At 66.3% G+C, this 24374-nt stretch carries 27 protein-coding genes; 14 read left to right on the forward strand and 13 right to left on the reverse strand.

Features of this window, described 5'->3' with window-relative positions:
- The 4 genes from ACYPYD_RS23240 to ACYPYD_RS23255 form a co-directional block, all read right to left on the reverse strand.
- The coding region (locus ACYPYD_RS23240) for an LLM class flavin-dependent oxidoreductase (RefSeq protein WP_459665792.1) at positions 1-1024 on the reverse strand (1024 nt) is incomplete at its 3' end.
- Complete coding sequence (locus tag ACYPYD_RS23245; RefSeq protein WP_459665794.1) at positions 1021-1926, reverse strand: aldo/keto reductase; 906 nt, start codon at positions 1924-1926, stop codon at positions 1021-1023. The genes ACYPYD_RS23245 and ACYPYD_RS23240, both read right to left, overlap by 4 nt.
- A gap of 11 nt (positions 1927-1937) precedes the next feature.
- The gene (locus ACYPYD_RS23250; protein WP_008832778.1) at positions 1938-2954 is read right to left on the reverse strand and encodes a LacI family DNA-binding transcriptional regulator; all 1017 of its coding nucleotides are present in this window, start codon (positions 2952-2954) and stop codon (positions 1938-1940) included.
- 145 nt (positions 2955-3099) lie between these two features.
- The gene (locus ACYPYD_RS23255; protein ID WP_459665888.1) at positions 3100-5112 is read right to left on the reverse strand and encodes an alpha-glucosidase; all 2013 of its coding nucleotides are present in this window, start codon (positions 5110-5112) and stop codon (positions 3100-3102) included.
- 154 nt (positions 5113-5266) lie between these two features.
- Here ACYPYD_RS23255 and ACYPYD_RS23260 point away from each other — a divergent pair, with 154 nt between their 5' ends.
- Entirely contained in the window at positions 5267-7606 is a 2340-nt protein-coding gene (locus ACYPYD_RS23260) for a TonB-dependent receptor (RefSeq protein WP_459665796.1), read from the forward strand.
- Between the two features lie 823 nt (positions 7607-8429).
- Here the strand turns inward: ACYPYD_RS23260 and ACYPYD_RS23265 are convergent.
- Genes ACYPYD_RS23265 through ACYPYD_RS23295 form a run of 7 tightly spaced genes read right to left on the reverse strand, consistent with a single transcriptional unit; the run spans position 8430 to position 11088 of the window.
- The gene (locus ACYPYD_RS23265; RefSeq protein ID WP_271181919.1) at positions 8430-8681 is read right to left on the reverse strand and encodes a hypothetical protein; all 252 of its coding nucleotides are present in this window, start codon (positions 8679-8681) and stop codon (positions 8430-8432) included.
- Positions 8678-8986, reverse strand: a complete 309-nt coding sequence (locus tag ACYPYD_RS23270; RefSeq protein ID WP_271181918.1) for a hypothetical protein — start codon at positions 8984-8986, stop codon at positions 8678-8680. The genes ACYPYD_RS23265 and ACYPYD_RS23270 overlap by 4 nt, the downstream gene beginning before the upstream one ends.
- Positions 8983-9291 carry a hypothetical protein gene (locus ACYPYD_RS23275; protein WP_008830688.1) on the reverse strand — a complete coding sequence of 103 codons (309 nt, stop codon included), beginning with the start codon at positions 9289-9291 and terminating at the stop codon, positions 8983-8985. Before ACYPYD_RS23275 ends, ACYPYD_RS23270 begins: the two co-directional genes overlap by 4 nt.
- 10 nt (positions 9292-9301) lie before the next feature.
- On the reverse strand, positions 9302-9583 hold the full coding sequence (locus tag ACYPYD_RS23280; RefSeq protein ID WP_008830687.1) for a hypothetical protein: 282 nt from the start codon (positions 9581-9583) through the stop codon (positions 9302-9304).
- 33 nt (positions 9584-9616) lie between these two features.
- Positions 9617-10030 carry a PspC domain-containing protein gene (locus tag ACYPYD_RS23285; RefSeq protein ID WP_459665798.1) on the reverse strand — a complete coding sequence of 138 codons (414 nt, stop codon included), beginning with the start codon at positions 10028-10030 and terminating at the stop codon, positions 9617-9619.
- Between the two features lie 27 nt (positions 10031-10057).
- Positions 10058-10888: a phage shock protein PspA gene (pspA, locus tag ACYPYD_RS23290; protein WP_008830685.1), complete on the reverse strand. Its 831-nt coding sequence runs from the start codon at positions 10886-10888 to the stop codon at positions 10058-10060.
- The gene (locus tag ACYPYD_RS23295) at positions 10885-11088 is read right to left on the reverse strand and encodes a hypothetical protein (RefSeq protein ID WP_271181914.1); all 204 of its coding nucleotides are present in this window, start codon (positions 11086-11088) and stop codon (positions 10885-10887) included. Before ACYPYD_RS23295 ends, pspA begins: the two co-directional genes overlap by 4 nt.
- A 160-nt stretch (positions 11089-11248) precedes the next feature.
- Here ACYPYD_RS23295 and pspF point away from each other — a divergent pair, with 160 nt between their 5' ends.
- The 9 genes from pspF (at position 11249) to ACYPYD_RS23340 (ending at position 19778) form a co-directional block, all read left to right on the forward strand.
- Complete coding sequence (pspF, locus tag ACYPYD_RS23300; protein WP_459665801.1) at positions 11249-12265, forward strand: phage shock protein operon transcriptional activator; 1017 nt, start codon at positions 11249-11251, stop codon at positions 12263-12265.
- 59 nt (positions 12266-12324) lie between these two features.
- Positions 12325-12567: a type II toxin-antitoxin system CcdA family antitoxin gene (locus ACYPYD_RS23305; RefSeq protein WP_459665803.1), complete on the forward strand. Its 243-nt coding sequence runs from the start codon at positions 12325-12327 to the stop codon at positions 12565-12567.
- Positions 12567-12866 (forward strand): CcdB family protein, encoded by a 300-nt coding sequence (locus ACYPYD_RS23310; protein ID WP_285021243.1) that lies wholly within the window; start codon positions 12567-12569, stop codon positions 12864-12866. Before ACYPYD_RS23305 ends, ACYPYD_RS23310 begins: the two co-directional genes overlap by 1 nt.
- A gap of 148 nt (positions 12867-13014) precedes the next feature.
- The gene (gene rimP / locus ACYPYD_RS23315; RefSeq protein ID WP_008830680.1) at positions 13015-13587 is read left to right on the forward strand and encodes a ribosome maturation protein RimP; all 573 of its coding nucleotides are present in this window, start codon (positions 13015-13017) and stop codon (positions 13585-13587) included.
- 3 nt (positions 13588-13590) lie between these two features.
- Entirely contained in the window at positions 13591-15213 is a 1623-nt protein-coding gene (gene nusA, locus ACYPYD_RS23320; protein WP_008830679.1) for a transcription termination factor NusA, read from the forward strand.
- Positions 15194-15952 carry a DUF448 domain-containing protein gene (locus tag ACYPYD_RS23325; protein WP_008830678.1) on the forward strand — a complete coding sequence of 253 codons (759 nt, stop codon included), beginning with the start codon at positions 15194-15196 and terminating at the stop codon, positions 15950-15952. The genes nusA and ACYPYD_RS23325 overlap by 20 nt, the downstream gene beginning before the upstream one ends.
- Before the next feature lie 22 nt (positions 15953-15974).
- Complete coding sequence (infB, locus tag ACYPYD_RS23330) at positions 15975-18737, forward strand: translation initiation factor IF-2 (RefSeq protein WP_289357541.1); 2763 nt, start codon at positions 15975-15977, stop codon at positions 18735-18737.
- 93 nt (positions 18738-18830) lie between these two features.
- Positions 18831-18992: a hypothetical protein gene (locus ACYPYD_RS23335; protein ID WP_459665805.1), complete on the forward strand. Its 162-nt coding sequence runs from the start codon at positions 18831-18833 to the stop codon at positions 18990-18992.
- Positions 18993-19241: 249 nt separating this feature from the next.
- Positions 19242-19778, forward strand: a complete 537-nt coding sequence (locus ACYPYD_RS23340; protein ID WP_036530253.1) for a DUF1697 domain-containing protein — start codon at positions 19242-19244, stop codon at positions 19776-19778.
- A 50-nt stretch (positions 19779-19828) separates the two neighbouring features.
- On the opposite strand, the gene ACYPYD_RS23345 is transcribed toward ACYPYD_RS23340, so the two are convergent.
- Complete coding sequence (locus ACYPYD_RS23345) at positions 19829-20176, reverse strand: RcnB family protein (RefSeq protein ID WP_008830675.1); 348 nt, start codon at positions 20174-20176, stop codon at positions 19829-19831.
- A gap of 110 nt (positions 20177-20286) precedes the next feature.
- On the opposite strand from ACYPYD_RS23345, the gene rbfA reads away from it, so the two are divergent.
- Entirely contained in the window at positions 20287-20679 is a 393-nt protein-coding gene (rbfA, locus tag ACYPYD_RS23350; RefSeq protein ID WP_008830674.1) for a 30S ribosome-binding factor RbfA, read from the forward strand.
- A gap of 96 nt (positions 20680-20775) precedes the next feature.
- Positions 20776-21504, forward strand: coding sequence for an alpha/beta fold hydrolase (locus tag ACYPYD_RS23355; RefSeq protein ID WP_459665806.1), 729 nt, complete (start codon positions 20776-20778; stop codon positions 21502-21504).
- 12 nt (positions 21505-21516) lie between these two features.
- On the opposite strand, the gene ACYPYD_RS23360 is transcribed toward ACYPYD_RS23355, so the two are convergent.
- On the reverse strand, positions 21517-23100 hold the full coding sequence (locus ACYPYD_RS23360) for a DUF1963 domain-containing protein (RefSeq protein ID WP_459665808.1): 1584 nt from the start codon (positions 23098-23100) through the stop codon (positions 21517-21519).
- Positions 23101-23239: 139 nt separating this feature from the next.
- Between ACYPYD_RS23360 and ACYPYD_RS23365 the strand changes: the two genes are divergently transcribed.
- The gene (locus ACYPYD_RS23365; RefSeq protein ID WP_008830671.1) at positions 23240-23830 is read left to right on the forward strand and encodes a thymidine kinase; all 591 of its coding nucleotides are present in this window, start codon (positions 23240-23242) and stop codon (positions 23828-23830) included.
- A 261-nt stretch (positions 23831-24091) separates the two neighbouring features.
- Positions 24092-24374: DUF2239 family protein (locus ACYPYD_RS23370; RefSeq protein WP_459665811.1), on the forward strand; the 283-nt coding region annotated here is incomplete at its 3' end.

Below are 24374 nucleotides of genomic sequence, written 5' to 3' on the forward strand. Positions count from 1 at the left end.
ACAGGTCCGCCTCCGCCGCATGCGGATAGCCCGACAGGATGAAGGCATCGATGCCCTCGGCCTGATAGGCGCGTATCTTCGCCAGCACCTGATCCGGATCGCCGACGATGGCGGCCCCGCAGCCCGAACGTGCGCGGCCGATGCCGGTCCACAGATTCTCTTCCACGAAGCCGTCGCCGCCTGCCGCGCCGCGCAGTTCGGCCTGACGGGTCACCCCGACGCTGGCGGTGTCGAGCGACTTCTGGCGGATCGCCTCGCCCGCCGCATCGTCCAGCTTGGACAGCAGACGATCGGCATAGACGCGCGCCTCGTCCTCGGTCTCGCGCACGATGACGTGAGCGCGGTAGCCGAACTTGAGCGTGCGGCCGTACTTCGCCGCGCGTGCGGTCATGTCCGCGATTGTCTCGCGCACCTTGTCCATCGTGTCGGGCCACATCAGGTAGACGTCGCAACCCTTGGCCGCAGCTTCGCGCGCGTCTTCGGACAGGCCGCCGAAGTAGAGCGGCGGGCACTTGCCCGATACCGTGGTGATGCGCGCGGGCGGCAGGTCGAGGTTGTAGAACTCGCCCTCGTACTTCAGGTGCTCGCCGTTCAGCATGATCTTGAGGATCTGCATCACCTCAAGCGTGCGCTGGTAGCGGGCGCGGCTGTCGAGCTTCTCGCCCGGCAGGTCGGAGGATATGATGTTCACCGTCAGCCGCCCGCCCAGGATGCGGTCGAGCGTGGCGATGCGGCGCGCCAGCTGCGGCGGCCAGTCCTCGCCCATGCGCACCGCCCAGAGCAGGCGGATCTTCTCGACCAGCGGGGCGATGGCGCCCGCGAACATGGTGGTGTCGATGCCCAGCGCATAGCCGGAGGGGAGCAGGATGTTGTCGAACCCGCCCTTTTCGGCCTGCAGCACGATGTTGCGGCAATGCTCCCAGCTGGAGGCCAGCGCCGGATCGGGCTGGCCAAGGAACTCGTAGTCATCGTCGCACAGCGCCGAAAACCAGCTTACCTCACAGGTCTTTTCAGTAGTGCTCACGGCAGGGGCTCTCCTTTCGATGCGACCAGTACCGCGTACCAGCTGGCGCGGGTCCAGCGGACCTTGAGTGCGTCAGTGGCTTCCGCGATCCGGTCGGCCTTTTGTGATCCGACGATGGGGATGATGCGCGCCGGGTGCGCCATGATCCAGCTGTAGGCGGCCGCCGTGCGCGACACGCCGAACTCTTCCGCCGCCTGATCGAGTAGCGCGGCGACTTCCTTGCTGCGGGCGTCTTCCGGCGCGGCGAGACGACCACCGCCCAGCGGGGACCAGGCCAGCACGGCCATGTCCATGGCGATCGCCTGGTCCAGTTCGCCGTTCTCGATTGTGTCGAGACGCAGGGCCGAGATTTCCGGCTGGGTGGAGACGATCGGCAGGCTCACGAACTGCTGCAGCGTGGCGATCTGGCTGGTGGTGAAGTTGGAAACGCCGAAGCTGCGGATCTTGCCCGCCTTATGTGCCGCTTCGACGGCCTTTGCGATTTCCGAAGGGTGCGTAAGGATGTCGGGACGGTGGATCTGCCACAGCTCAACGGTGTCGGTGCCGAGGCGGGTGAGCGAGGCGTCGATGGCCGAGGTCAGGTATTCGGCGCTCGAATCGTAAGGCAGGGGGGGCATGATGCCGCCCTTGGTGGCGATCACCAGCTTCTCGCGCAGGCCCGGTTCGCTGGCGAGCGCCTTGCCCAGCAGCGTTTCCGCATCGCCGAAGCCGCCCTTGCCGTCGAAGCCGTAGATGTCGGCGGTGTCGATGAAGTCGATCCCGGCATCCAGCGCGGCATGGAGCAGGCGCACGGCATCGGAGGCCTCGCCTTCCATGCGCCAGTTGCCCCAGGCGAGGGCGGAGACTTCGATACCGCTCTTGCCAAGCTGGCGGCGGGCGGCCGGGGAGGGGAGGTAGGTCATGGGTGTTCCTGTCAGGAGAGAAGATCGGGATTGATGCGGGCGACCGAGGCACGCTCGATCAGGTCGTGGGGAAGGCGCCGGTGCGTGGCCTGCGCCCCTTCGAGAAGAAGCTGTGTGGCTGCATGCGCCAGTTCGCGAGTGGGCTGGCGGATCGTGGTCAGCTGCGGCCAGACCATCCGCGCGACCATGGTGTCGTCGAAGCCGACCACCGAGAGGTCGTCGGGCACGTTGAGGCCCATGTCGTGCGCGACGGACAGCACGCCCGCCGCCATGTCGTCGTTGCTGGCGAAGATCGCGGTGGGGCGGCGCTTGCCCTTGAGGAACCGCTGCGCCGCGGCGACGCCGCTGTCGAAATCGAACTCGCCCGGAGCGATCAGCGCGGGCTCGAACGGCAGCCCCGCGCGGTCTAGCGCGCGGCGGTAGCCGAACAGGCGCTCCTCTGAGGCCATGTGGTTGGAGTGCCCCTTCACGAAGCCGATGTGGCGATGGCCGCGCGCGATGAGGTAGCTGGTCATGTCGTCCGCCGCCTGCGCATCGTCCATGAAGACCGAGGAGGTCATCGCATGGTTGGTGCCCGGCGAGATGCGCACGAAGGGGATGTCCATGCCCTCCAGCGCCTTCAGCACCGGCACGCAGTCGGTGACGGGAGAGGAGAGGACGATGCCGTCCACATGCGTCTCGGTGACGAGACCGCGCACCTGTTCGCCGACCAGCGGGTCGGCCACGTCCACCGGCTGCGCGAGGAGGCGCGAGCCGTTCTGCTGGCAGGCTTCCCAGCAGCCCATCTGGATCTGGTTCATGTAGTAGGGGCTGTGGTTGTCGTAGATCAGCGCGATCTGGCCCGACTTGGTGCCCGCCAGAATGCGCGCGGCGACGCTCGGCCGGAAGCCGAGTTCCTGCATCGCCTTCTCGACGCGCTCCTTGGTGTCGGTGCTGACGTAGCGGTGCCCGTTCAGCACGCGGCTGACCGTCTTGATCGATACGCCCGCCAGCGCCGAGACGTCCTTGATGTTGGACCGTTCGCTCATGTGCTCTCCCCCGTGCACGACGCAGGCATCCCGCCCCACCGTCCGTCATTGCGAGCGAAGCGAAGCAACCCAGGGCGGCTTGCGCACGCGCTGGATTGCCGCGCCCCTGCGGGGCTCGCAATGACGAGGGAGGGGGGAGGTGTCGTCATGCCTTCAACGATGCGAAGAGAGGCGCGAACTTGCTGCCGGGCAAGTAGAAAACAGGCGGCTGGCCATAGGGCGCGGCAACCGTGTGCGTGCCGGGGGCGAAGTCCTCGCCGGTCCAGAGGTGACGCCACGGTGTGTCGCCGGGCAGGATGACCTCGCGCTGCGTCGCCCCGGCCTCGATGATCGGCGCCACCAGCATGTCGGCACCGTAGAGGTACTGGTCCTGCACGCTGAACAGCGCGTCCTCGAAGTAGTGCAGGAACAGCGGGCGCTGCACGGGCAGACCGGTCGCCACGGCCTCGTCGCTGAGGTGGCGGACATAAGGCGCCAGCGCCTTGTGGACGCGCGACATCGCGGCGAACTGACCGAGGAGTTCCGGGCTGGAATCGATCTGCAGGTTGTCGTCCGGGCGGTTGCCCTCGTGGCTGCGCATCACCGGCGAGAACGCGCCCAGTTCGCACCACCGCATCATCAGGTCCGCCGTGCGCACGTTGCCGTGCAGGCTGGTGTAGCCGCCGACATCGCTGTGCGAATAGGCATTACCGACCAGACCCGCCGAAAGCGCGGCCGTCAGCACGGTGTTGATCCCGTCGTGCCGGGTGAAGTCAACCGACTGGTCGCCCGCCCACAGCAGAGGACAATGCGCCTGCACGCCCGAGAACCCGGCGCGCATGAAGAACACCGCCTCGCCGGTCTTGCCGCGAGAAGCCACGGCGCGCGCGTTCGCTTCGGCCCAGAGGACGGGCCAGCGGTTGTGCATCAGCATCGGGTCGCTGCTGTCGTGGAGGCGCAGATCGACCGGCAGGTACTCGCCGAAGTCCGCCATCCAGCCCGAAAGGCCGAAGTCCAGCATCTCGCGCCCGATCACGCGGTCGGCGAACCAGTCGAGCGCGGCGGGGTTGGTGAAGTCCACCACGCCGCAGTCGAACTCGCCGAAATCGACGAGATAGACCGCGTCCGAGTCCTGCCGCAGCGCGAGATAGCCCAGCGCCTCGGCCTCGGCGTACTGCTTGCCGTCATTGGCGAGGTAGGGGTTCACGTACCCGAGGAAGCGCACGCCTTTCTCCGCCAGCGCGGCGATGCGGGCGGGCAGTTCGGGATAGCGCGCCTCGTTCCACGACCAGTCCCAGAACAGGCGGCGGCCGAAGCTGGTCTGGCGGATGCCGATCCAGTCCTCGCACCACAGGCCGGAGACTTCGGCGCCCGCGTCCATGATCTTCTCAAGGCGCGCGAAGCTGACGTCGCCTTCCTTGAGGCCGACGATGGCGCCGCCGATCGCCCAGTCGGGCAGGGCGGGCTGGCGGCCGAAGCGGCTGGAAAGCGCGCCGACCAGCGCAGGTAGGTCGTCGGCAGCGAAGAATTCGAGGGTGAACGCGCCTTCCCAGACCTCGATCCGGTGGCGGGCGGCATCGGTGAAATCGAGCACCGAATAGGCGCTGCTGCCCAGATGACAGGCCCACAGGCTGGAGGTCAGGAACGTCGGCTGCGGATAATTGGTCCACCAGTAATCGCCGCCGGCCATGCCGTTCTGGTCCATCTTACGGGTCAGCTCGGTGGACTTGTCGCGGCCCACGCCGGGTTCGCTGGTCCAGATCGGGAAGCGGCGGCCCGAGAGGTCGAGGTAGCTCATCTGCTCCCCGCCGCCCCAGACATGCTCGCCCGGCAGCGCGGCCAGATCGACCCAGACGCGGTCGTACGCGGGATCGAGCACCGCGATGTCTAGCGAATCGCCCTTCACCGAAACGCGCAGCATCGGCGCGGCCCCGGCACTGGCCGAAAGGACGATGTCGGCGCCGTCCAGCGCGGCGAAGCCCAGCTCCACACGGCCGGTCGGCGCATCGCTGATGGCGAAGTTGCCGCGCACCATTTCCACTTCAGGAGCGCCGTGCGCCACCGCGAAAGCGGGGCTGTCCGCTGATCCACGCAGAACCGCGCGGCCAGCCAGCAGGCAGGCGAATCCATCTTCCCGAACGTCGAAAGTCAGCGACACGTTTCCAGTCCCATGAGCCATGTTGTTGTTATTCTGCAGCACGCTCGTCGCCGTCGTGCTGTCCCGATATGACAACGCTTGACAGAAATGTTCGACCCAATCAAGAGGGGTGCAACCGACAGGACGACCTGAGGCTCAAACACTCAGGCTCCGCATAAGCAGGAGGGGAAAACATATGATTTCGCACGCCACCATCACGCTTGCGCGCACTGCGCTGGCGCTTTCGGCGTCGGCCGTCGCGCTTGTCGCCGCGACTCCGGCCAGCGCGCAGGTCGACGAGATTATCGTTACCGCGCAGAAGGTTCGCCAGAACGTCCAGGACGTGCCGATCGCCATCAGCGCGGTCACCGGAGAGGCCATGGCCCGCGCCGGCGCCAAGAGCCTGGAAGACATCACCTCGATCGTCCCCTCGGTCACCTTCCGCAAGGGTACGACCAACGCCAACAGCGCGATCGTGATGCGCGGCGTCGGCACGATCAGTTTCTCGGTCGCGGCCGAACCCAGCGTGTCCACCGTTGTCGACGGCATCGTGCTGAGCCGTTCGGGCCAGTCGTTCCTCGACCTCGTCGACTTCGACCGCCTCGAAGTGCTGCGCGGACCGCAGGGTACGCTGTTCGGCAAGAACGCCTCGGCGGGTCTGGTCAACATCGTGTCGAAGGGCGGCACCAGGGACTTCGAGGCCGAGGCCAACGTTTCGGGCACCACCGACGACGAATACCGCGCCAAGATGACCGTCTCCGGCCCGATCTCGGAGAACCTGACCGGCCGCCTCACCGGCTTCTACGGAAACTTCGACGGCAACATCAAGAACACCTACTACGACAAGACCGTCAACGGCTACGAGCACTACGGCGCGCGCGGCCTGATCGACTATAACGGCGAGGGCGGCCGTTTCCGCCTGATCGCGGATTACTTCAAGGCCAACGACGATTGCTGCGCCGAAGTGACCGGCGTGTCGCGCGGCACCGTGATCGACAACGAACTGGGCATCACACCGCAGGGTGAGGACACCCGCGAGGTCAACCAGAACCTCATCACCCGCTCGCTCGACCGCCAGTACAGCCTGACGATGAGCGCGGACATCGATACCTTCGCCGATCACACGCTCTCGATCGTCACCGGCTATCGCAACTGGAAGAACACCGAAATCCGCGACGGCGACTTCCTGCCGCGCGCGATCGCCGCCACCCCGCAGCAGGGCACCATCCCGGCGCAGGCCGCCACTCCGCAGCTGCACGACCGCGGCACCGTCGAGACCGACCAGGTCTCCGCCGAAGTCCGCCTTGCCTCGCCGCAGAACCAGGCGCTGACGTATCAGGTCGGCGGTTTCCTGTGGTATTCCAAGAACACGCAGGACTTCACCCGCAGCGACGTGACCTGCACCACCTCGACCTCGCCGATCGATGCGGCGACGGGCGCGCGGCCGTGCAACCTGGCCGACACCGTCAACACGCACTATGTCTCGGCGACCTCGCGCAGCGACGTCTCGTTCCGCAACTGGGCGCTGTTCGGTCAGGCGACTTACGCCTTCCTGCCGGAACTGCGCCTGACGCTGGGCGGCCGCTACACGCATGACAGCGTGAGCTTCACCCACGTGCGCGGCGCCGCGATCGATGCGGCCACCGGCCTGCCGATGGCGGCTTCGGGCCTGCTGCCTTATGGCGCGGGCGGCACTATCGCCAGCGGCGGCAACGGCACCGATACTTCGCGTGGGAACACCAGCGCCAACAACTTCTCCGGCAAGGCGGTGCTGCAGTACGACGTCATGGACGACGTGATGGTCTACGGCAGCTACACGCGCGGCTACAAGGGCCCGGCGTTCAACGTCTTCTTCAACCACACCGCGCCCAACAACGCCGAACCGATCGATCCCGAGAAGTCGAACAGCTTCGAGGTCGGCTTCAAGAGCCAGTGGTTCGACCGCATCGTGCAGCTGAATGCGGCCGCGTTCCTGGTCGACTACAAGGGCTTCCAGGCGAACAACTTCGTGCTCATCAACGGCGCGACGACCACCAGCCTGACCAACGCCGGTTCGGTGCGCTCGAAGGGCTTCGAGGCCGACCTCACCGTCGCCCCGACCGAGGGCCTGACCTTCCGTGCCAATGCGGCCTATGCCGATGCCAAGGTGCGCAAGTTCAACCCCAACCCGCTGACCAACGCGCCCGACGCGCGTGACGGCACCCGCCTGCCGCTCGCGCCCAAGTTCAGCTACACCATCGGCGCGGACTACGACGTCCCCGTCGGCCCGGTGAAGCTGTACCTGTCGAGCGACTGGCACCATGTCTCGAAGCAGTTCTCGGACCTTGGCGAGAGCGGCGAGATCGACCCCTACGGCATCTGGAACGCCAGCATCGGCGTGTCGGACGCCGAGGACAAGTATCGCCTGACCTTCATGGTCCGCAACATCCTCGACGACAGCTACGTGCTGCTCAACACCACGAACGGCCAGCGCCTGATGATCCCGCGCGACGCGGATCGCTATGCCGGCCTGAACTTGCGGGCGAAGTTCAACTGAGGACGGGCGCAAACGTCCTTCGCTGAATGCTCGCACAAAGAACCCCCGGCGGATCTCCTCCCCGCCGGGGGTTTTTTATTCCTCCCCCAAAGGGGAGGGGGACCATGCGAAGCATGGTGGAGGAGCACAGGTGGTTTGCCGTGAGATCGAAGGGAAGTGCCCTCGCGCGATGGCGCCCCTCCACCACCCTTCGGGTAGTCCCCCTCCCCGTGCCGGGGAGGATGCGCGCCTAACCCCGTGATCCCAGCGAAGGCTGGGACCGCTGGCCTGTTACGGCAAACTATCGTTCAAACGCCCTGTCGAGGGTTGGGTTTTACGCGGCCAGCGGTGCCAGCCTTCGCTGGGATGACGGGGGTGTGCGTGCAGTTAGCGCACGCGGAAATACCCGCTGGCGAGTGCGGGCCATTACGCCGGGGAAATCAACGCAACCGAAGTGAACATCGGGTCGGCGTCGGGAGCGTCCAAGCTGGGACGCAGGGTTTTGTTTTCCGTGAAGCTCTGGCGAGCGGCCGGGTAACTCACGGTGCAGCCCGGCTCGACCTGTATTCCATCGGAAAGTCCCATGTGGCCGTCGTTAGGGTTCGCGTCGTTATCGGCCGAAGGCTATCCGGGATGGCCGTCCCATGCCCAACGACGTGTCGAAGGATCGTATGGACGGCGTTTCCGGTAGCGCAGAGACAGTCCGGGTCTTCGATGGACGCGTGGTTTGCGCGATCGCGGCTGAAACCGCATCCCGGCCCACGACGCCGACCCGATACACCGGAGCAACGTGATCATTCGCCGCTCCGGATGCTGGGCCATATAACCTATTTGGCGATAAATGTCAATCCCGCAGGGCGTCGATCTCGCGGGCAAGGTCCTTGCCGCGCCGTTCGTCGGTGGCGATGCGTTCGAGGACGGCGATGCGCTTGCGCATGGTCTCGACCTCGCGCTCCAGTTCGTGTTCGCGGGCGGTGTGATCGTAGCCGCCGGCCTCGCGGTCCCGCTTGTCGCCCAGCGCGCGGTAGCGCTGGGACTTGAGCCAGGTCACGCAGCCGATGGCGAAAAGAACGACTACGGCAGTCCAGAAACTCATTGCTTGGTCACCTTCACCCTATCGCCGTCGTGCGCGTCCTCGACTCGAAGCGCTTCGATCTGGAGCGCGATGTCGTGGCCGCTGCCGCCGTCGGTGATGATTCTTTCCAACACCCGCACGCGATTTTCAAGCGTGCTGTTTTGCGCTGCGTACTGTGCGGCCTTTTCGGCGGTCGCGCCGACGGTGATCTCCAGCTTGCGCTCGAGGAAGGCCAGGCGGCGCTTGTAGGCGCCCATCAGGATCGCGAAGACAGAGATGATGGTGATGAGGACGGCGCAAAGGCCGAGGAAATCGCCGGGGCTCATTGCGATGCTGCCTTCTGAAGCGGCGCGCGCAGGCTCTCTATCTGCGCGGCGGTCGTGTATCCGGTATCGGTGACGATGGTTTCGAGGCTGGCGGTGCGGCTCTCCAGCGCTTCCAGCCGGGCGCGCAGCTGCGCGTTTTCCTCAGCCAGTCGCGCCCCAGCGGCGTGATCCGTACGCTCGGTCTTGCCGCCCCATTCGTCCTCCAGCGCATAGCCGTGGCGCGCGCGGATCCAGTTGTTGAGCACCCAGCCGCCGGTACAGATGCCGACGATGACGAGGACGAAGTCCGGTCCACCCCATTGCATGGCGGTCTCCTCAGTTGATCTTGGGCTCGGCCGTGCGGGCGCTTTCGACCTCGCGCCGGTCCCGCAGCGCCTCGATCTGGAGGGCGGTGTCATAGCCGCCGTCGGTGATGATCCGCTCCAGCACCCGCACGCGCTCTTCGAGTTCGCGGCTGTGCGAGGCGTATTGCGCGGCCTTTTCTGCGGTCGCCTCGATCTGCAGTTCGGCGAGCTTGCGCTGGTGCTTGGTCCAGATCGCGAAGCCGCCCATGATGAACGGTGCGAGCGGGATCAGCACCCAGATTGCGTCTTCCATGTCGTCGTGTCCCTGTTACCCGGCGCGTGCGCGTCAGCGCAGCGAGTCGATCTCGGCCGCAAGGCGCGAGTTGCTATTGGAATAGTGTGCCTCCATGTCCGCGATCCGGCGGTCCATGTCGGACAAGTCGGTGCGCAGGCGGCTGGAGCTGGACGGCTGGCTGAAATTCAGCCCCCCGCTCGTCAGCCCCTTGCGGGCGCGGCGGCGTTCCATGCGGCGCAGCAGGCGCATTTCCTCGTCCTCGGAATAGAGGCCCATCGGGCGGCTGTCTGCCAGCCAGGCCACGCCGAAGTAGATGGCGATCACGATCGGAAACCCGGCGAACAGCAGCAGCACGGCGCCCAGCCGGATCCACAGCGCATCGACGCCGGTGTAGTCCGCGATCCCCGAGCACACGCCCGAGATCTTGGCGTTCGATTTGTCGAGATAGAATTGTCCGCGAGACATTGCCTGTTTTCCCTTCCCTCGAATGTCTTACTGCTGCTTGTCGGCCATCTGGCGCTTCATCTCCGCGAGTTCCGCGTCGATCGAGTCGCCATCGGCCAAGGCCGCGATTTCCTCGGCGAGCGTCGGCTGGCGGCGGTCGGAGAGGCTCATGGCCTCGGCGCGGCCTTCCGCGTAGTCGACGCGGCGCTCCAGCTGGTCGAACCGGGCCATGGCTTCGTCCACGCGCTCGTTCGCCAGCAGGGTGCGCAGCTTGACCCTGTTTTCCGCGCTCTGCAAGCGGGCCGCGATGGACGACTGGCGGCTGCGGGCCTCGCGCAGGCGGGTCTGCAGCTTCTCGATGTCAGCCTCGTAGGCGCGCAGCGCATCGTCGAGCACCAGGATCTCGGCCGAGAGCTGCTCGGCCATGTCGGCGGCCTTCTTGCGTTCCATCAGCGCGGCGCGGGCAAGGTCCTCGCGGTCCTTGGACAGCGCCAGCTGCGCCTTGTCGTTCCAGTCGGCCTGCAGTTTGTCCAGCTTGCCCACGTGACGGCGCAGTTCCTTCTGGTCCGCGATCGTGCGGGCCGAACTGGTGCGCACTTCCACCAGCGTCTCCTCCATCTCGAGGATGATCAGGCGGATCATCTTGGCCGGGTCTTCGGCCTTGTCGAGCAGGTCGTTGAAGTTGGCGGCGATGATGTCGCGGGTGCGGGAGAAGATGCCCATGGCGGTGGTTCCTGTGGTGAAGCTGCGGCCCGAGGTGAAAGTACCCGTCGTGGCCCGGATGTCATCGGCGTCGAAGCGGTAGGCGCGCCCCGGATTGAAGTGTGCGTTCGGGGCGGGATTCTGGAGCACTTCGATCTCCGCGTCGAGCCTGCTCATGCGAGCGGCGCTCCGCACGAATGCACCGAGGAGGCATGCGCCTCGGGCACCGCGACCTTGTCGGCCAGCGCCACGAGATTGAGTGCGCCCATCGCCAGCATGCTGACGATGATCGCCCAGTCGAGCTTGGTGCGGGCCAGTGTCGAACGCGGGGTGGTGGAGCGTCCCTGGCCGGTGCTGTTCGCAGTGATCGGGAGCATGTCGAAGTTTCCTCTAGTCCTGAACTTGGTCTTGCCGAGGTAATAGCAACCCCCGTGCCAAACTGCGCGAATGGCGGATTTGCGGGATTTCGGTTTCTCCGTGCGAAAGTGCGCGTAAAATGAATTGCCAATGAATGGTAAATTTCGCTAACTTTCAGGAATGGAGCGCGACACCCACTTCATCGGCCAGTCCTCTGCCTTCCTCGATGCGGTCGAGCGGGCCAGCCGTGCCGCCGCCGTGCGCCGTCCGGTCCTCGTCATCGGCGAGCGCGGGACGGGCAAGGAACTGATCGCCCAGCGCCTGCACCACCTCTCGCCGCGCTGGGGTGAGCCGCTGGTGACCCTCAACTGCGCGGCGCTGCCCGAAACGCTGATCGAGGCCGAACTGTTCGGCCACGAGGCGGGCGCGTTCACCGGGGCCACACGGGCCAGGGCAGGGCGGTTCGAGGAGGCGGATCGCGGCACCCTGTTTCTCGACGAACTGGGCAACCTGTCGATGGCGGCGCAGGAGCGCCTGCTGCGCGCGATCGAATATGGCGAGGTCGTGCGTATCGGCTCGTCGCGCGCGGTGACGGTGGACGTGCGCATCGTCGCCGCCACCAACGCCGACCTGCCGCGCATGGCCGCCGAGGGCACCTTTCGCGCCGATCTGCTCGACCGACTGAGCTTCGAGGTCATCACCCTGCCGCCCCTGCGCGCGCGGGAAGGGGACGTCGCGGAACTGGCCGACTACTACGGCCGCCGCATGGCCAGCGAACTGGAGTGGGGTCGCTTCCCCGGCTTCTCGGGCGCCGCGATGGAGGCGCTGGAGGCGCACGAATGGCCCGGCAACGTGCGCGAACTGCGCAATGTGGTCGAGCGCGCGGTCTACCGCTGGGGGGATGAGGCTGCGCCGATCGCGGAAGTGGTGTTCGATCCCTTCGTCAGTGCATGGGGTCTGCGCGCGATGGCGGAGGTGGTGCCTGCGCCGCTGCCCTGCACGGTGGAGCCGGAAATGCCGTTCGAGGCTCCAGCCTCTCTACGTGACGCGGTCGAGGCGCACGAGCGCGGCCTGCTGCTGGCGGCGCTGGAACGCCTGCGCTGGAATCAGCGCAAGGTGGCGAGCGCGCTGGGCCTGACTTACGACCAGTTGCGCCACTGCCTCAAGAAGCACGGGCTGCATCAGGGGCGGGCTTAGGCTCGATATCGGACATTTAATGCTTTGAGGCACGTTGTCGGCGCATGTAGGATGCGGGCATGTCCAAGGCTTCTGCTCCCGTAATCCGCAAGGCTGCCAGCGTTTCGCTGGATGCAGCGCTTCTCGATGAGGCGCGTGCTCTGGATGTGGACGTATCCAGTGCCTGCGAACGGGGGCTTGCCGAACAGGTCGCGGAAACGCGGGCCGATCGCTGGCGGCGGGAAAATGCCGAGGCGATTGCATCTTTCAATGACTATGTCGAGCGCAACGGGTTGCCTCTGGCTCGCTATCGCCCGTTCTAATGGCCAAATTCGATGTGTATCGAATGGCGCATCGTGATGGCTACATGCTTGATTGTCAGGCTGACTTGTTGAGCGACTTCGCGACCAGGTTTGTCGCGCCCTTGTTGCCACTTGCCGAAGCACCGCCTCCGGTTCCGCGTCTAAATCCCGTTTTCGAGATTGAGGGCGTGCGCTGCGTCATGGTGCCTCAACTGGTTACATCGGTGCCGGCGTCGGATTTACGGATTCGGGTGACGTCGCTCCACGAACACGATCTCACGATCGGCAATGCCCTCGACATGCTCATCTCCGGGTACTGACCCTTCTCCCCTTGCATTTTTCCAGAATCGCGACTATCTGGCCGTCATCCCGTAATTGGTGAAACAACGAACGGGCTGGCGCCGGTAGGGGCCGGCGCGAAACCGCGTTGCTCATCACACGGCAAGCACAAACGAAACGGAAGCCAGATTGGTCGATATCGCACGCCTTACCGAAGTCATCGAGCCGGAGGTCGCCGCCCTGGGCTTCGATCTCGTTCGCGTGCGCATTTTCGGCAAGAGCGAAGTCGGTGACGACGAGATCGCGCTCCAGATCATGGCTGAGGACCCGAAGACCGGCCAGCTCGTGCTCGACGACTGCGCGGCGCTGTCGCACCGCATCTCCGACCGCATGGATGCGCTGGAGGAAGCGGGCGAGACGCTGATCGAGGAGGCCTATCGCCTCGAAGTCAGCTCGCCGGGCATCGACCGTCCGCTCACCCGCATCAAGGACTACGCCAACTGGGCGGGCCATGAGGCGAAGATCAACCTGATCAATCCCGTCGAAGGCAACCGCAAGGGCCTGCACGGCGACCTCGTCGGCATCGAGGGTGAGGCAGGAAGCGAAGTGGTCACGCTGGAGGACAAGAAGTCCGGCCGCGTGTCCTTCCCGCTCGCAGACGTTCAGTCGGCAAGGCTGATCCTTACCGACAGGCTCATCGCAGCAAGCCGCCCGCAGGATACCAGCGGCGCGGACGACATTCTTGAGGAACAGGAAGACTAAGCCATGGCCAGTGCGATTTCCGCCAACCGCGCCGAGCTGATCGCGATCGCGAACTCCGTTGCTTCGGAAAAGATGATCGACAAGTCGATCGTCATCGAGGCGATGGAAGAAGCCATCCAGAAGTCGGCCCGCAACCGCTACGGCGCCGAGAACGACATCCGCGCGAAGCTCGATCCGCGTACCGGCGACTTGCGCCTGTGGCGCGTCGTCGAAGTCGTGGAAGAGGTCGAGGACTACTTCAAGCAGGTCGATCTCAAGCAGGCCGAGAAGCTCCAGAAGGGCGCTGCGCTGGGCGACTTCATCGTCGATCCGCTGCCTCCGGTAGACCTCGGCCGCATCGACGCGCAGTCGGCCAAGCAGGTGATCTTCCAGAAGGTCCGCGACGCAGAGCGTGACCGTCAGTACGAAGAGTTCAAGGACCGCGCCGGCGAAGTCATCACCGGCGTCATCAAGTCGGTCGAGTTCGGCCACGTGATCGTCAACCTTGGCCGCGCCGAGGGCGTGATCCGCCGCGACCAGCAGATCCCCCGCGAAGCCGCCCGCGTCGGCGAGCGCGTGCGGGCGCTGGTCCTGCGCGTCGAGCGCCAGAACCGCGGCCCGCAGATCTTCCTCAGCCGCGCGCACCCGGACTTCATGAAGCGCCTGTTCGCGCAGGAAGTCCCGGAAATTTACGACGGCGTGATCGAGATCAAGGCCGCTGCCCGCGATCCGGGCTCGCGCGCCAAGATCGGCGTCATCAGCAACGACAGCTCGATCGATCCGGTCGGCGCCTGCGTCGGCATGAAGGGCAGCCGCGTGCAGGCGGTCGTGCAGGAAATGCAGGGCGAGAAGATCGACATCATCCCCTGGAGCGAGGACACCGCGACGTTCGTGGTCAACGCGCTGCAGCCCGCGACCGTCAGCCGCGTCGTCATCGACGAGGAAGAAAGCCGCATCGAAGTCGTGGTGCCTGACGACCAGCTGTCGCTGGCAATCGGTCGTCGCGGCCAGAACGTTCGCCTCGCCTCGCAGCTGACCGGCTCGCAGATCGACATCATGACCGAGGCGGAATCCTCGGAGAAGCGCCAGAAGGAATTCGTCGAGCGCTCGAAGATGTTCGAGGAAGAGCTGGACGTCGACGAGACGCTCTCGCAGCTGCTGGTCGCCGAAGGCTTCAGCGAGCTGGAAGAAGTCGCCTATATCGATGCCGCCGAACTGGCGAACATCGAAGGCTTCGACGAAGAGCTGGCCGAAGAACTGCAGAACCGTGCGCAGGAAGCGCTCGATCGCCGCGAGGAAGCCAACCGCGAAGCCCGCCGTGCGCTGGGCGTCGAGGATGCGCTGGCAGAACTGCCGCACCTCACCGAAGCGATGCTGGTCGTGCTCGGCAAGGGCGGCATCAAGACGCTCGACGACCTCGCCGACCTCGCGACCGACGAACTCATCGCCAAGAAGCGCACCGAACAGCGTCGCCGCGACGGTTCGGTGAACAAGCGCTCGGGCCGCGACGAGGACAAGGGCGGCGTGCTCGGTGAGTACGGCCTGACCGAAGAGCAGGGCAACGAAATCATCATGGCCGCGCGCGCTCACTGGTTCGAAGACGAACCGCAGACCGAGGAGGCCGCCGATGCGGAATCCTCGCAATGAGCGCGTAAGCTCCGACATTGACGGCAATTCGGCGGAGAGGACCTGCATCCTCTCCGGCGAGAAGGCTGTGCGCGGGGAGTTCATCCGTCTGGCGATCTCGCCGGACGGTCTGGTGCTCCCCGACGTCCACGCGCGTGCCCCCGGGCGCGGCGCGTGGATCGGCGTTTCTCGCGAGACCCTTGAAATCGCGGTGTCGAAGAACAAACTTAAGGGAGCACTGGCGCGCGCTTACAAAGGCGCGGCCATTACCATCCCCGACGACCTGGCGGATCGGATCGAGGCTGCGCTGTCCCGCGCGCTTACCGACCGGCTGGGCCTCGAACTGAAATCGGGCAGGCTGCTCATGGGCTCGGACCGCATCGCGCAGAACGCGCGTGAGGGCCGGGTCGAATGGCTTGCCCATGCCGCCGACGCGCGCGAGGACGGATCGCGCAAGCTGGACCAGGCCTGGCGGGTCGGGTCCGAGGCGGAAGGAACTGGTCTGCGAGGCGTCACCTTGCCTCTGGACCGGGACACGTTGTCTGTGGCATTGGGCCGCGACAACGTCGTTCACCTGGCGCTGAACGATCGCGGAGCGGCTGACCGAGTCGAAACGCTGCTAAAGCGCCTCCTGCATTTCCAAGGGCAGGTCATCAGCCGGGAGGCCTCGAACGGGGACGACGGCCAAAGTGACTTACACAGGCCCGGCATGGATGACACTGACGGAGCGGCCCAGGCCGACTCCGTGACGACGAATTGAGCGAAGGGCGAAGACGAGAAATATGAGCGAGACCGACAACAAACCGACCCTGGGCCGCAAGCCGCTTGGGCTTAAGCGCTCAGTGGAAGCGGGTGAGGTCAAGCAGACCTTCAGCCACGGCCGCACCAACAAGGTGGTGGTCGAGGTGAAGCGCCGCAAGCTGATGCCGGGCGGCAAGCCCGAAGGCGAAGCGACTCCGGCGCCCGCCGCTGCTCCGGCACCTGCTCCGCAGGCTGCAGCACCGCGTCCTGCGGCTCCGCCCCCGCCGCCCGTCCGTCGCCCAGCGCCCTCGAACGAAACGCCGCAGGAGCGCGTCGCCCGCATGCAGCGCGAGGCTGAGGAAGCTCGCATGCAGATGCTCGAGGAGGCGACCCGCCGCGAGCAGGAACAGCGTCAGCGCGCCATCGACGAAGAAAAGCAGCGCGTCGAAGCCAATCGCCGCGCCGAAGAGGAAGCGGCTGCCGCAGCCGCCGCAACGGCCGAGCCCGTCAAGGCGCCCGAGCCTGTCGCTGCGCCCGAACCCGCACCAGCGCCCATCGCAGCCGAGACCCCGGCCGTCGTCGAAGCTCCGGCTGCTGCCGAGGCTCCCGCACCGGTGGCGCAAGCGCCTGCGCAGGCTCCTGTCGCCAAGGCCGCTGCACCTGCCCCGGCTCCCGCGCCGGTCGCAACTCCGGCTCCGGCCGCGCGTCGCTTCACCCCGGTGCAGCGCCCCGAGCCGCGCCGTGCCGAACCGACCGCGCCTGCGGCCTCGACCTCGGGCGGTGGCAATACCGCTGGTGGCACTGCCGCGCGCGCGCCGCTCGGCGCCAAGAAGGGCCCGGCAACCCCGGCCCGCCCGGCGGCAAGCTCGCAGAACGACCGCAATGCCAAGGGCGGCGATCGTCGCCAGGCCGGCAAGCTGACCGTCAACCGTGCGCTCAACGACGACGAGGGCGCACGCGCCCGTTCGCTCGCCGCGCTCAAGCGCGCGCGCGAGAAGGAGCGTCGTTCCAGCTACAGCGGCCGTTCGCAGCCGCGCGAGAAGCAGGTTCGCGACGTCATCGTGCCTGAGGCGATCACCGTCGCCGAACTGGCGAACCGCATGGCCGAAAAGGCGGCGGACCTCGTCAAGTCGATGTTCAAGATGGGCATGATGGTCACCGTCAACCAGACGATCGACCAGGATACGGCGGAGCTGCTGGTCGAGGAATTTGGCCACAACGTCCAGCGCGTGTCGGAAAGCGACATCGACATCGACCACACCGTCGACGTCGATCCCGAGGACACGCTGAAGGCGCGCCCCCCGGTCGTCACGATCATGGGCCACGTCGACCACGGCAAGACCTCGCTGCTCGACGCGCTGCGCGGCACCGACGTCGTGCGCGGCGAGGCGGGCGGCATCACCCAGCACATGGGCGCCTACCAGATCAAGACCAAGGGCGGCGACTTCGTCACCTTCCTCGACACCCCCGGCCACGCCGCCTTCACGCAGATGCGTATGCGCGGTGCCAACGTCACGGACATCGTGGTGCTGGTGGTCGCGGCCGACGACGGCATCATGCCGCAGACGGTCGAGGCCATCAATCACACCAAGGCCGCCGGCGTGCCGATGATCGTCGCGATCAACAAGTGCGACAAGCCCGAAGCGAACCCGCAGAAGGTGCGTGAGCGTCTGCTCGAACACTCGATCGTGGTCGAGGAAATGTCGGGTGACGTGCAGGACGTCGAAGTCTCGGCCAAGACCGGCAAGGGTCTGGACGAGCTGATCGAGAAGATCCTGCTCCAGGCCGAACTGATGGAACTGAAGGCCAACCCGGACCGCATGGCCGAAGCCACCGTGATCGAAGCCAAGCTCGACAAGGGCAAGGGTCCGCTCGCGACGGTGCTGGTCAACCGTGGCACGCTCAAGGTCGGCGACATCCTCGTCGTCGGCACCGAGAGCGGCCGCGTGCGCGCCATGCTCGACGACAAGGGGCGTCAGCTCAAGGTCGCTCCGCCCGCGATGCCGGTGGAAGTGCTGGGTATCGGCGGCGTGCCGATGGCCGGTGACATGCTCACCGTGGTCGAGAGCGAAAGCCGCGCGCGCGAGGTTTCGGCCTGGCGTCAGGAGCAGGCGACCGCCAAGCGCACCGCGATGGCGCCCGCCAGCCTCGACACGATGTTCTCGGCTCTGGCCGACAAGCAGAAGGTCATCGAGTACCCGGTGGTCATCAAGGCGGACGTGCAGGGTTCGGTCGAGGCGATCAACGCCGCGCTCCACGCCCTCTCGAACGACGAGATCAAGGTTCGCATCCTGAACTCGGGCGTCGGCGCGATCACCGAGACCGACGTGTCGCTGGCGGCTGCCAGCGGTGCGCCGATCGTCGGCTTCAACGTCCGTCCGAACGCCAAGGCGCGCGAACTGGTCGAGCGTACCAAGACGCCGATGATGTACTACGACGTCATCTACGAGCTGACCGCAGAGGTCGCGAAGCAGATGGCGGGCATCTGGGGGCCGGAGCGCATCGAAACCGTCGTCGGCCGCGCCGAGGTCAAGCAGGTCTTCCCGGCCGGCAAGCGCGACAAGGCAGCGGGTCTGCTGGTGGTCGAGGGCTACATCCGCAAGGGTCTCAGCGCGCGTCTCACCCGCAACGACGTCATCGTTTCGGCGACGACGATCTCCTCGCTGCGCCGCTTCAAGGACGACGTCGACGAAGTGCGCGCCGGTCTGGAATGCGGCGTTGTGCTGGCCGATACGAACGACATCAAGGCGGGCGACCACCTCGAAGTCTTCGAAGTCAGCCACCGCGAGCGTACCGTCGGCTAAGGCTCGATCTTACATCAACGCTGATCGATGCGGCCATCGTCGGAGAGACCCGGCGGTGGCCGCTTTCGTTTGCCGGGATTTAATCGGGAGCGGATGCGCATCGCGCCTATACCACGTCGGTCGCAACTGGCGGCGGAAAGGCAGGTGATGCGGATGGATTTGCAGACGACGGTAACACTGGTTCTGGGCGTAGCGACATTGATCGTCGCGCTCGTGACCCTGACGATCAAGCTGATCGAACTGGGGCGTAAATAACCGGTGAGGAGGTCGGCGCTGCAACGTCGGCCTCCGATATGCCCAGCCTCCAAAATGGAAAGAGCCCGGACGCTGCAACGTCCGGGCTCGGCAGGCTGAATGGACATTCAAACCACGGTAACGGCCGTAAATTACATCGCTCCACGCCCCCTTGCAAGGGCGCGCCTTCCGGGCCTTGCGGAACTTTAACCGGGCGCATCAATCGTGGTAGGCGAGGTCGGCCTTCATCAATCTTCGGAAACATTCAAGATGACCCGCTACTGCGCCTTCTTCGCCTCGATCAACGTGGGCGGTAACCGCCTGACCATGGCGGACTTGCGCTATGCCTTCGAGCGCGAGGAGTTCGAGAACGTCGAAACCGTCGTCGCCAGCGGCAACGTCCTGTTCGATTTTGACGAGCGGCCTACCGACGGGCTGGAAGACCTGTTCGCGCACATGATGCTCGACCGCTTCGACATGAACACCTTTGCCGCCGTGCGCAACGCCGGGGAAGTACGCTCGGCGGTGGAGGACAATCCGTTCACCGGAATCGGACAGGACCATTACGTCCACACGCTGTTCCTGGAACGCGATGCCGATCAGTCGGCATTCGACAAGCTGGTGGCCGACCATGCCGGGCGCGGGCCGGAGAAGATCGCGATGGGGCCGCGCTGCCTCTACATCGATTACGTGGACGGCGCGGGCCATTCCAAGCTCACCAATGCCTTCATTGAGCGGCGTCTCGGCTGCCGGGGCACCGCGCGCAACGTGCGCTCGCTCGCGCGGATCGCCGCGAAGATGGCATGAAAAAGGGCGGGCCGCGCGAGCGGCCCGCCCTCTGATCCCGCCAGTCGGCCTTAGCGGAACTGGCCCGCCAGCACCGAGGCGACGATACCGCTGGTGATGCCCACGAGCAGCATGTCGTTGCCCGAGCGCACGTAGTGGTAGCCGCGCGGCGGCGCCTTAACGTTGCGGTACTTGCGATAGTCGACGACCTGATAGTTGCGCGCATAGCGGCGATCGAACTTCTGGCCCTTGCGGAAGGACTTGTAGGTCGTCTTCTGCGTCACGACGGTCTTGTGCGGGCCGCGATCGTCGCGATTTCCACGATCGTCGTGGTGGGCGGGCTGCGCCATGGCAGGCGCTGCGGCGATGCCGGGGACCAGCAGCGCGGCGCTGAGCAGGGCGGCGGTGAACTTTTTCATGGTGCGACTCCTTTGACGGCACGTTTCATCCGGGATAACGCCAAGAGCCGGGTAAGGAGGCGTAACAGTTTGTTGCAAATTGTCGCGCCCGGCCCACATGGACGCATCAAATGGCAAAAAACCAGACAACTCCCGAACAGCACTCCGTCCGCCTCCTCAAGGTGGGTGAGCAGGTGCGCCACGTCATTTCCGAGATTCTCGCCCGCCAGCAGGTCCACGACGACACGCTGAGCGCGCATACGGTCTCCGTCACCGAAGTGCGCATGACACCCGATCTGCGGCAGGCCGCCGTCTTCGTGAAGCCCTTGCTGGGCGAGCACGAGGAGGAAGTGCTCAAGGCGCTGCGGACCAACACCGCCTATTTCCAGCGCGAGGTCGCCCAGCGGCTCAAGCTGAAGTTCGCGGCCAAGATCCAGTTCCGCTCCGACCAGACGTTCGACGAGGCGAGCCGCATCGACGCGCTGCTCAACGACCCGCGCGTGAAGCGCGACCTCGAGGGCTGACCGTCCGCACCGCCGGGACGATCACCCGGCGCTGCCTCTTCCTCCGCTCGCCCGGCCCGCTACCCTGATCGCAATTCGATGATCGGGAGAGCGGGTATGCGCGACATGGTGTTCCTCCATGGCGGCGGACAGGGCGGCTGGGTCTGGGAGGAGACGATCGCGGCGGTCGGGCGTCAGTCCGGCGGGGCAGTGCGCTGCCTTGCGCTGGATGCACCCGGTTGCGGCGCGAAGCGCGGCGTGGATACCGCCGCCTATGCCTTCGCCGACACGACGCGCGAACTGATCGGCGACATCCTCGCCTCCGGGCTGCGCGAGGTCATGCTGGTGGGCCATTCACAGGCAGGCATGACGATCCCGCACATGGCCGAGCTTGCGCCCGGCGGCCTCATCGGCAAGCTGGCCTACGTCACCTGTTCGGCGCCCCTGCCGGGCCTGACGACGCTCGATCAGATGGGGCGCGGGCCGCGCGGGTCGAGTGTCGAGGAAGTCGGCTATCCATCCGGGTCCGAAGCCGAGCGCTACGCAACCATGTTCTGCAACGACATGGAGGAGGGCGAGGCGGCAGCCTTCCTTGGAAAGCTCGGCCACGACGGATGGCCCGCGAGCGCCTATACCTACAGCGAATGGCGCTACGACCACTTGCGCGCGATCCCGGCCTGCTACGTCGTCGCCTTGCGCGACATGGCCTTGCCGGCTTCGTGGCAGGAGCGCTTCGCCGACCGGCTTCATGCGCGCCGACTGCACCGCATCGATGCCGGGCATCAGGTCATGAATACCCGTCCCGAAGCGCTCGCCGAAGTGCTGCTGGCCGAGGCGCGGTCCTGACCGGCCGGCCTGTCAGTCCGTCTCGAACGCCAGCGTCGCTGCCTGCCAGTCTCTGGTAAGCAGGGCCTGGGCGCCGATGCGGAAACGCCAGGCGCCGGTTTCCTCCCATGCCCATTCCATCAGGTCGTCGTAGCCGAGTTGCAGCAGCAGGACTTCGCTGCCGTCGGTTTCGGCGTCGAGCATCCGGTGGTGATGGACGGGCGGCATGCGGTATTCGCGGTTGATCCGTGAGAGCACGGCGTCCGGCACGGCGGCGAGGGTTTCGGGTGGGCCGGACACCATCGTGCGCAGCGAGATCGTCGCGAGGTCGGCAAGCGTGCCGGGCAGGTGCGCCTGCACCACTTCGCCGTACCTCTCGTGCAGCTCGGCGAGGATGTCGCCGACCACCGCAAGTTCCTCGGCCGTCAGGCGCTTCATCGGCTCGCGCCCGGCGATGAACTGGTCGAGCGCGGCGACCATAGCGGGCAGCGCGGCGCATTGGTCCTGAAGCAGCGCGTATTCGCCCTCGATCTGCTCGGCGATCTCCTGCGCATCTTCCAGTGCGTAGGGGATCGCGGCCGCATCGGTGCGCAGTCGGGCGATTTCCGCGTTCTGGCGCGCCATCTCGTCACGGCGGCGGGAAAGCAGGCGCGGCGCCTCGTCGAGCGCCTCGTGCAGGCGGTCGGACAAATGGATCACCGCATGCCACCACAGGGCCTCGACCGGAGCGCCGACGCCCGCCGCGTAGAAGGTATGATCACGCAAGGCCGCGCCGAGGCGGACGGCGAGCGCCGCGTCGCTCTGCGGGCCGGTCGGGTCGAGCGCCACCGGGCTCACCGGCCAGAACGGGAAGAACCAGCGGGTCAGGCGGGTATGGCGGGTGGGGAAGGGCAGCCCTCCCTCGTCATAGGCGGGGGGTAGATCGGTGGGCGGGTCTGTGAAGTCGTGGATGCCCTCCGGCACGGCGACGACTGCACCCGCGCCGAGGAAGAACGCCAGCGATCCACTGCGCGGCAGCGGCATGTCCGGGCGGGCGGCGGCGAGTTCGGACAAGTTGATCTGCGCCGCGAAGGGCAGCGGCGTCCCCGCTTCGTCGCGCGGCCATTCGGCATTGCCGAGGCGCGGCAGGCCGCCGAGCCAACTGGCATCGCCGAACCAGTCGCGCCGCCGCTCCCGCTGCTTGCGCACGAGCACGACGGGGGCAGACGCCACCGTCGGCTGCGGGGGGAGGGCGGGGGCTTCCGGCTCGTCCGCGGGCTCTTCGGTGGCAGGCTCCTCGAACGGGAGGGCGTCTTCTTCGAGGCTCTCTTCGTCAACCGGTTCCGGTTCGGCGGTGAGCTTGCGGCGGCGGCGGCCGAATTGCTGCGGTGCGACTTGCGGTTGATACGTCAGTCGTTCCGCGGGTTTGCCGCGCACCGCGAGCGCTGCCAGCACGGCAAGGCCGATCCCGGCCATCAGCAGCGCGAAGACGGCCGCATTGCGCCCCTGCATGCCGATCACGCGCTCGGCGAGCGGATCGAGCGAGGCATACTGCCCGCCCAGCGGCGCGAGCGCCAGCCAGGCAGCAAGGAGCGCGGGCAGCGCAAAGGCCGCCAGCGCGGCGATCAATTTCTTCATGCGCCCGGCTTCTTCATGACCACGGCCTCATCCGGCACTCCCTTGGACTTCGATCTTGATTGTTAAGGGCAATTGACCCGGGGAGAAGCCCGGGAAAGACCGTGCGCCGCATTCGGGGCGGTGTTATCCCCAGCAACCGATGGCCAAGCTCTATTTCTACTACGCCAGCATGAACGCGGGCAAATCGACGACGCTGCTGCAGGCAGCCTTCAACTACCGTGAGCGGGGTATGAAGACGATGCTGTGGACCGCCGCGATAGACGATCGCAGCGCCGGAATGGGCGCCGATCACGCGATCGAAAGCCGCATCGGCCTGCATGCCTCGGCGCACCGGTTCGGCCCGTTGACCGACTTGTGCGAACAAGTGCGCGCCGCCCACGCGGTGGAGCCGCTGTCCTGCGTGCTGGTGGACGAAGCGCAGTTCCTCACCGCTGCGCAGGCGTGGCAATGCGCGGACATCGCCGACAAGGTGGGCATTCCGGTCCTCTGCTACGGCCTGCGCACCGATTTTCGCGGCGATCTGTTCCCCGGAGCGGCGATCCTGCTGGGGATCGCGGACTCGCTCATCGAGCTCAAGGCGGTGTGCCACTGTGGGCGCAAGGCGTCGATGAACTTGCGCGTGGATGACGGCGGCCGGGCCGTCAGCGAGGGCGCGCAGACCGAGATCGGCGGCAACGACCGCTACGTGGCGCTGTGTCGCCGCCATTTCAGCGAGGCGCTGGGGCGGTAGGGCTATTCGGACTGCCCATTGCGGACATTGCCTGATCCTCCCTGTCGCGCAGCGATGGGGAGGGGGGACGCCGACGCAGTCGGTGGTGGAGGGGGCAAACCCCTCCGTCAGCCCTGCGGGCTGCCACCTCCCCATTCCTTCGGAACAGGGAGGATAAAGCGGCCGCTTCCCGTCAAAAGCGTGCCTGGATCAATTTTAATCCGGGTATATTGACAATTTCATCCGGGTTAATGTAGCGGCGCTGTCCGAAAGGAAGTGCCCATGGCCGTCACCGTATTCTACAAGGACGACGTGATCGCGCGCGGACAGCCGGGGGATTTCACCCAGGCCCTGAGGGATTTTGCGCGCGATCTCGGTCCGCTCGCCCGCAGCAGCGATCTGCTCGCCTTCGACGACGATACCGGGCGGCAGGTCGATCTCGACCTGACCGAACCCGCCGCACCGCGTCCGCGCGGGCGGCCCTCGCTCGGCGTGGAGGCGCGCGAGGTCACGCTGTTGCCGCGCCATTGGGAATGGCTGGCCGGCCAGCCCGGCGGCGCCGCGG

The sequence above is a fragment of the Novosphingobium sp. 11B genome (assembly GCF_054589055.1).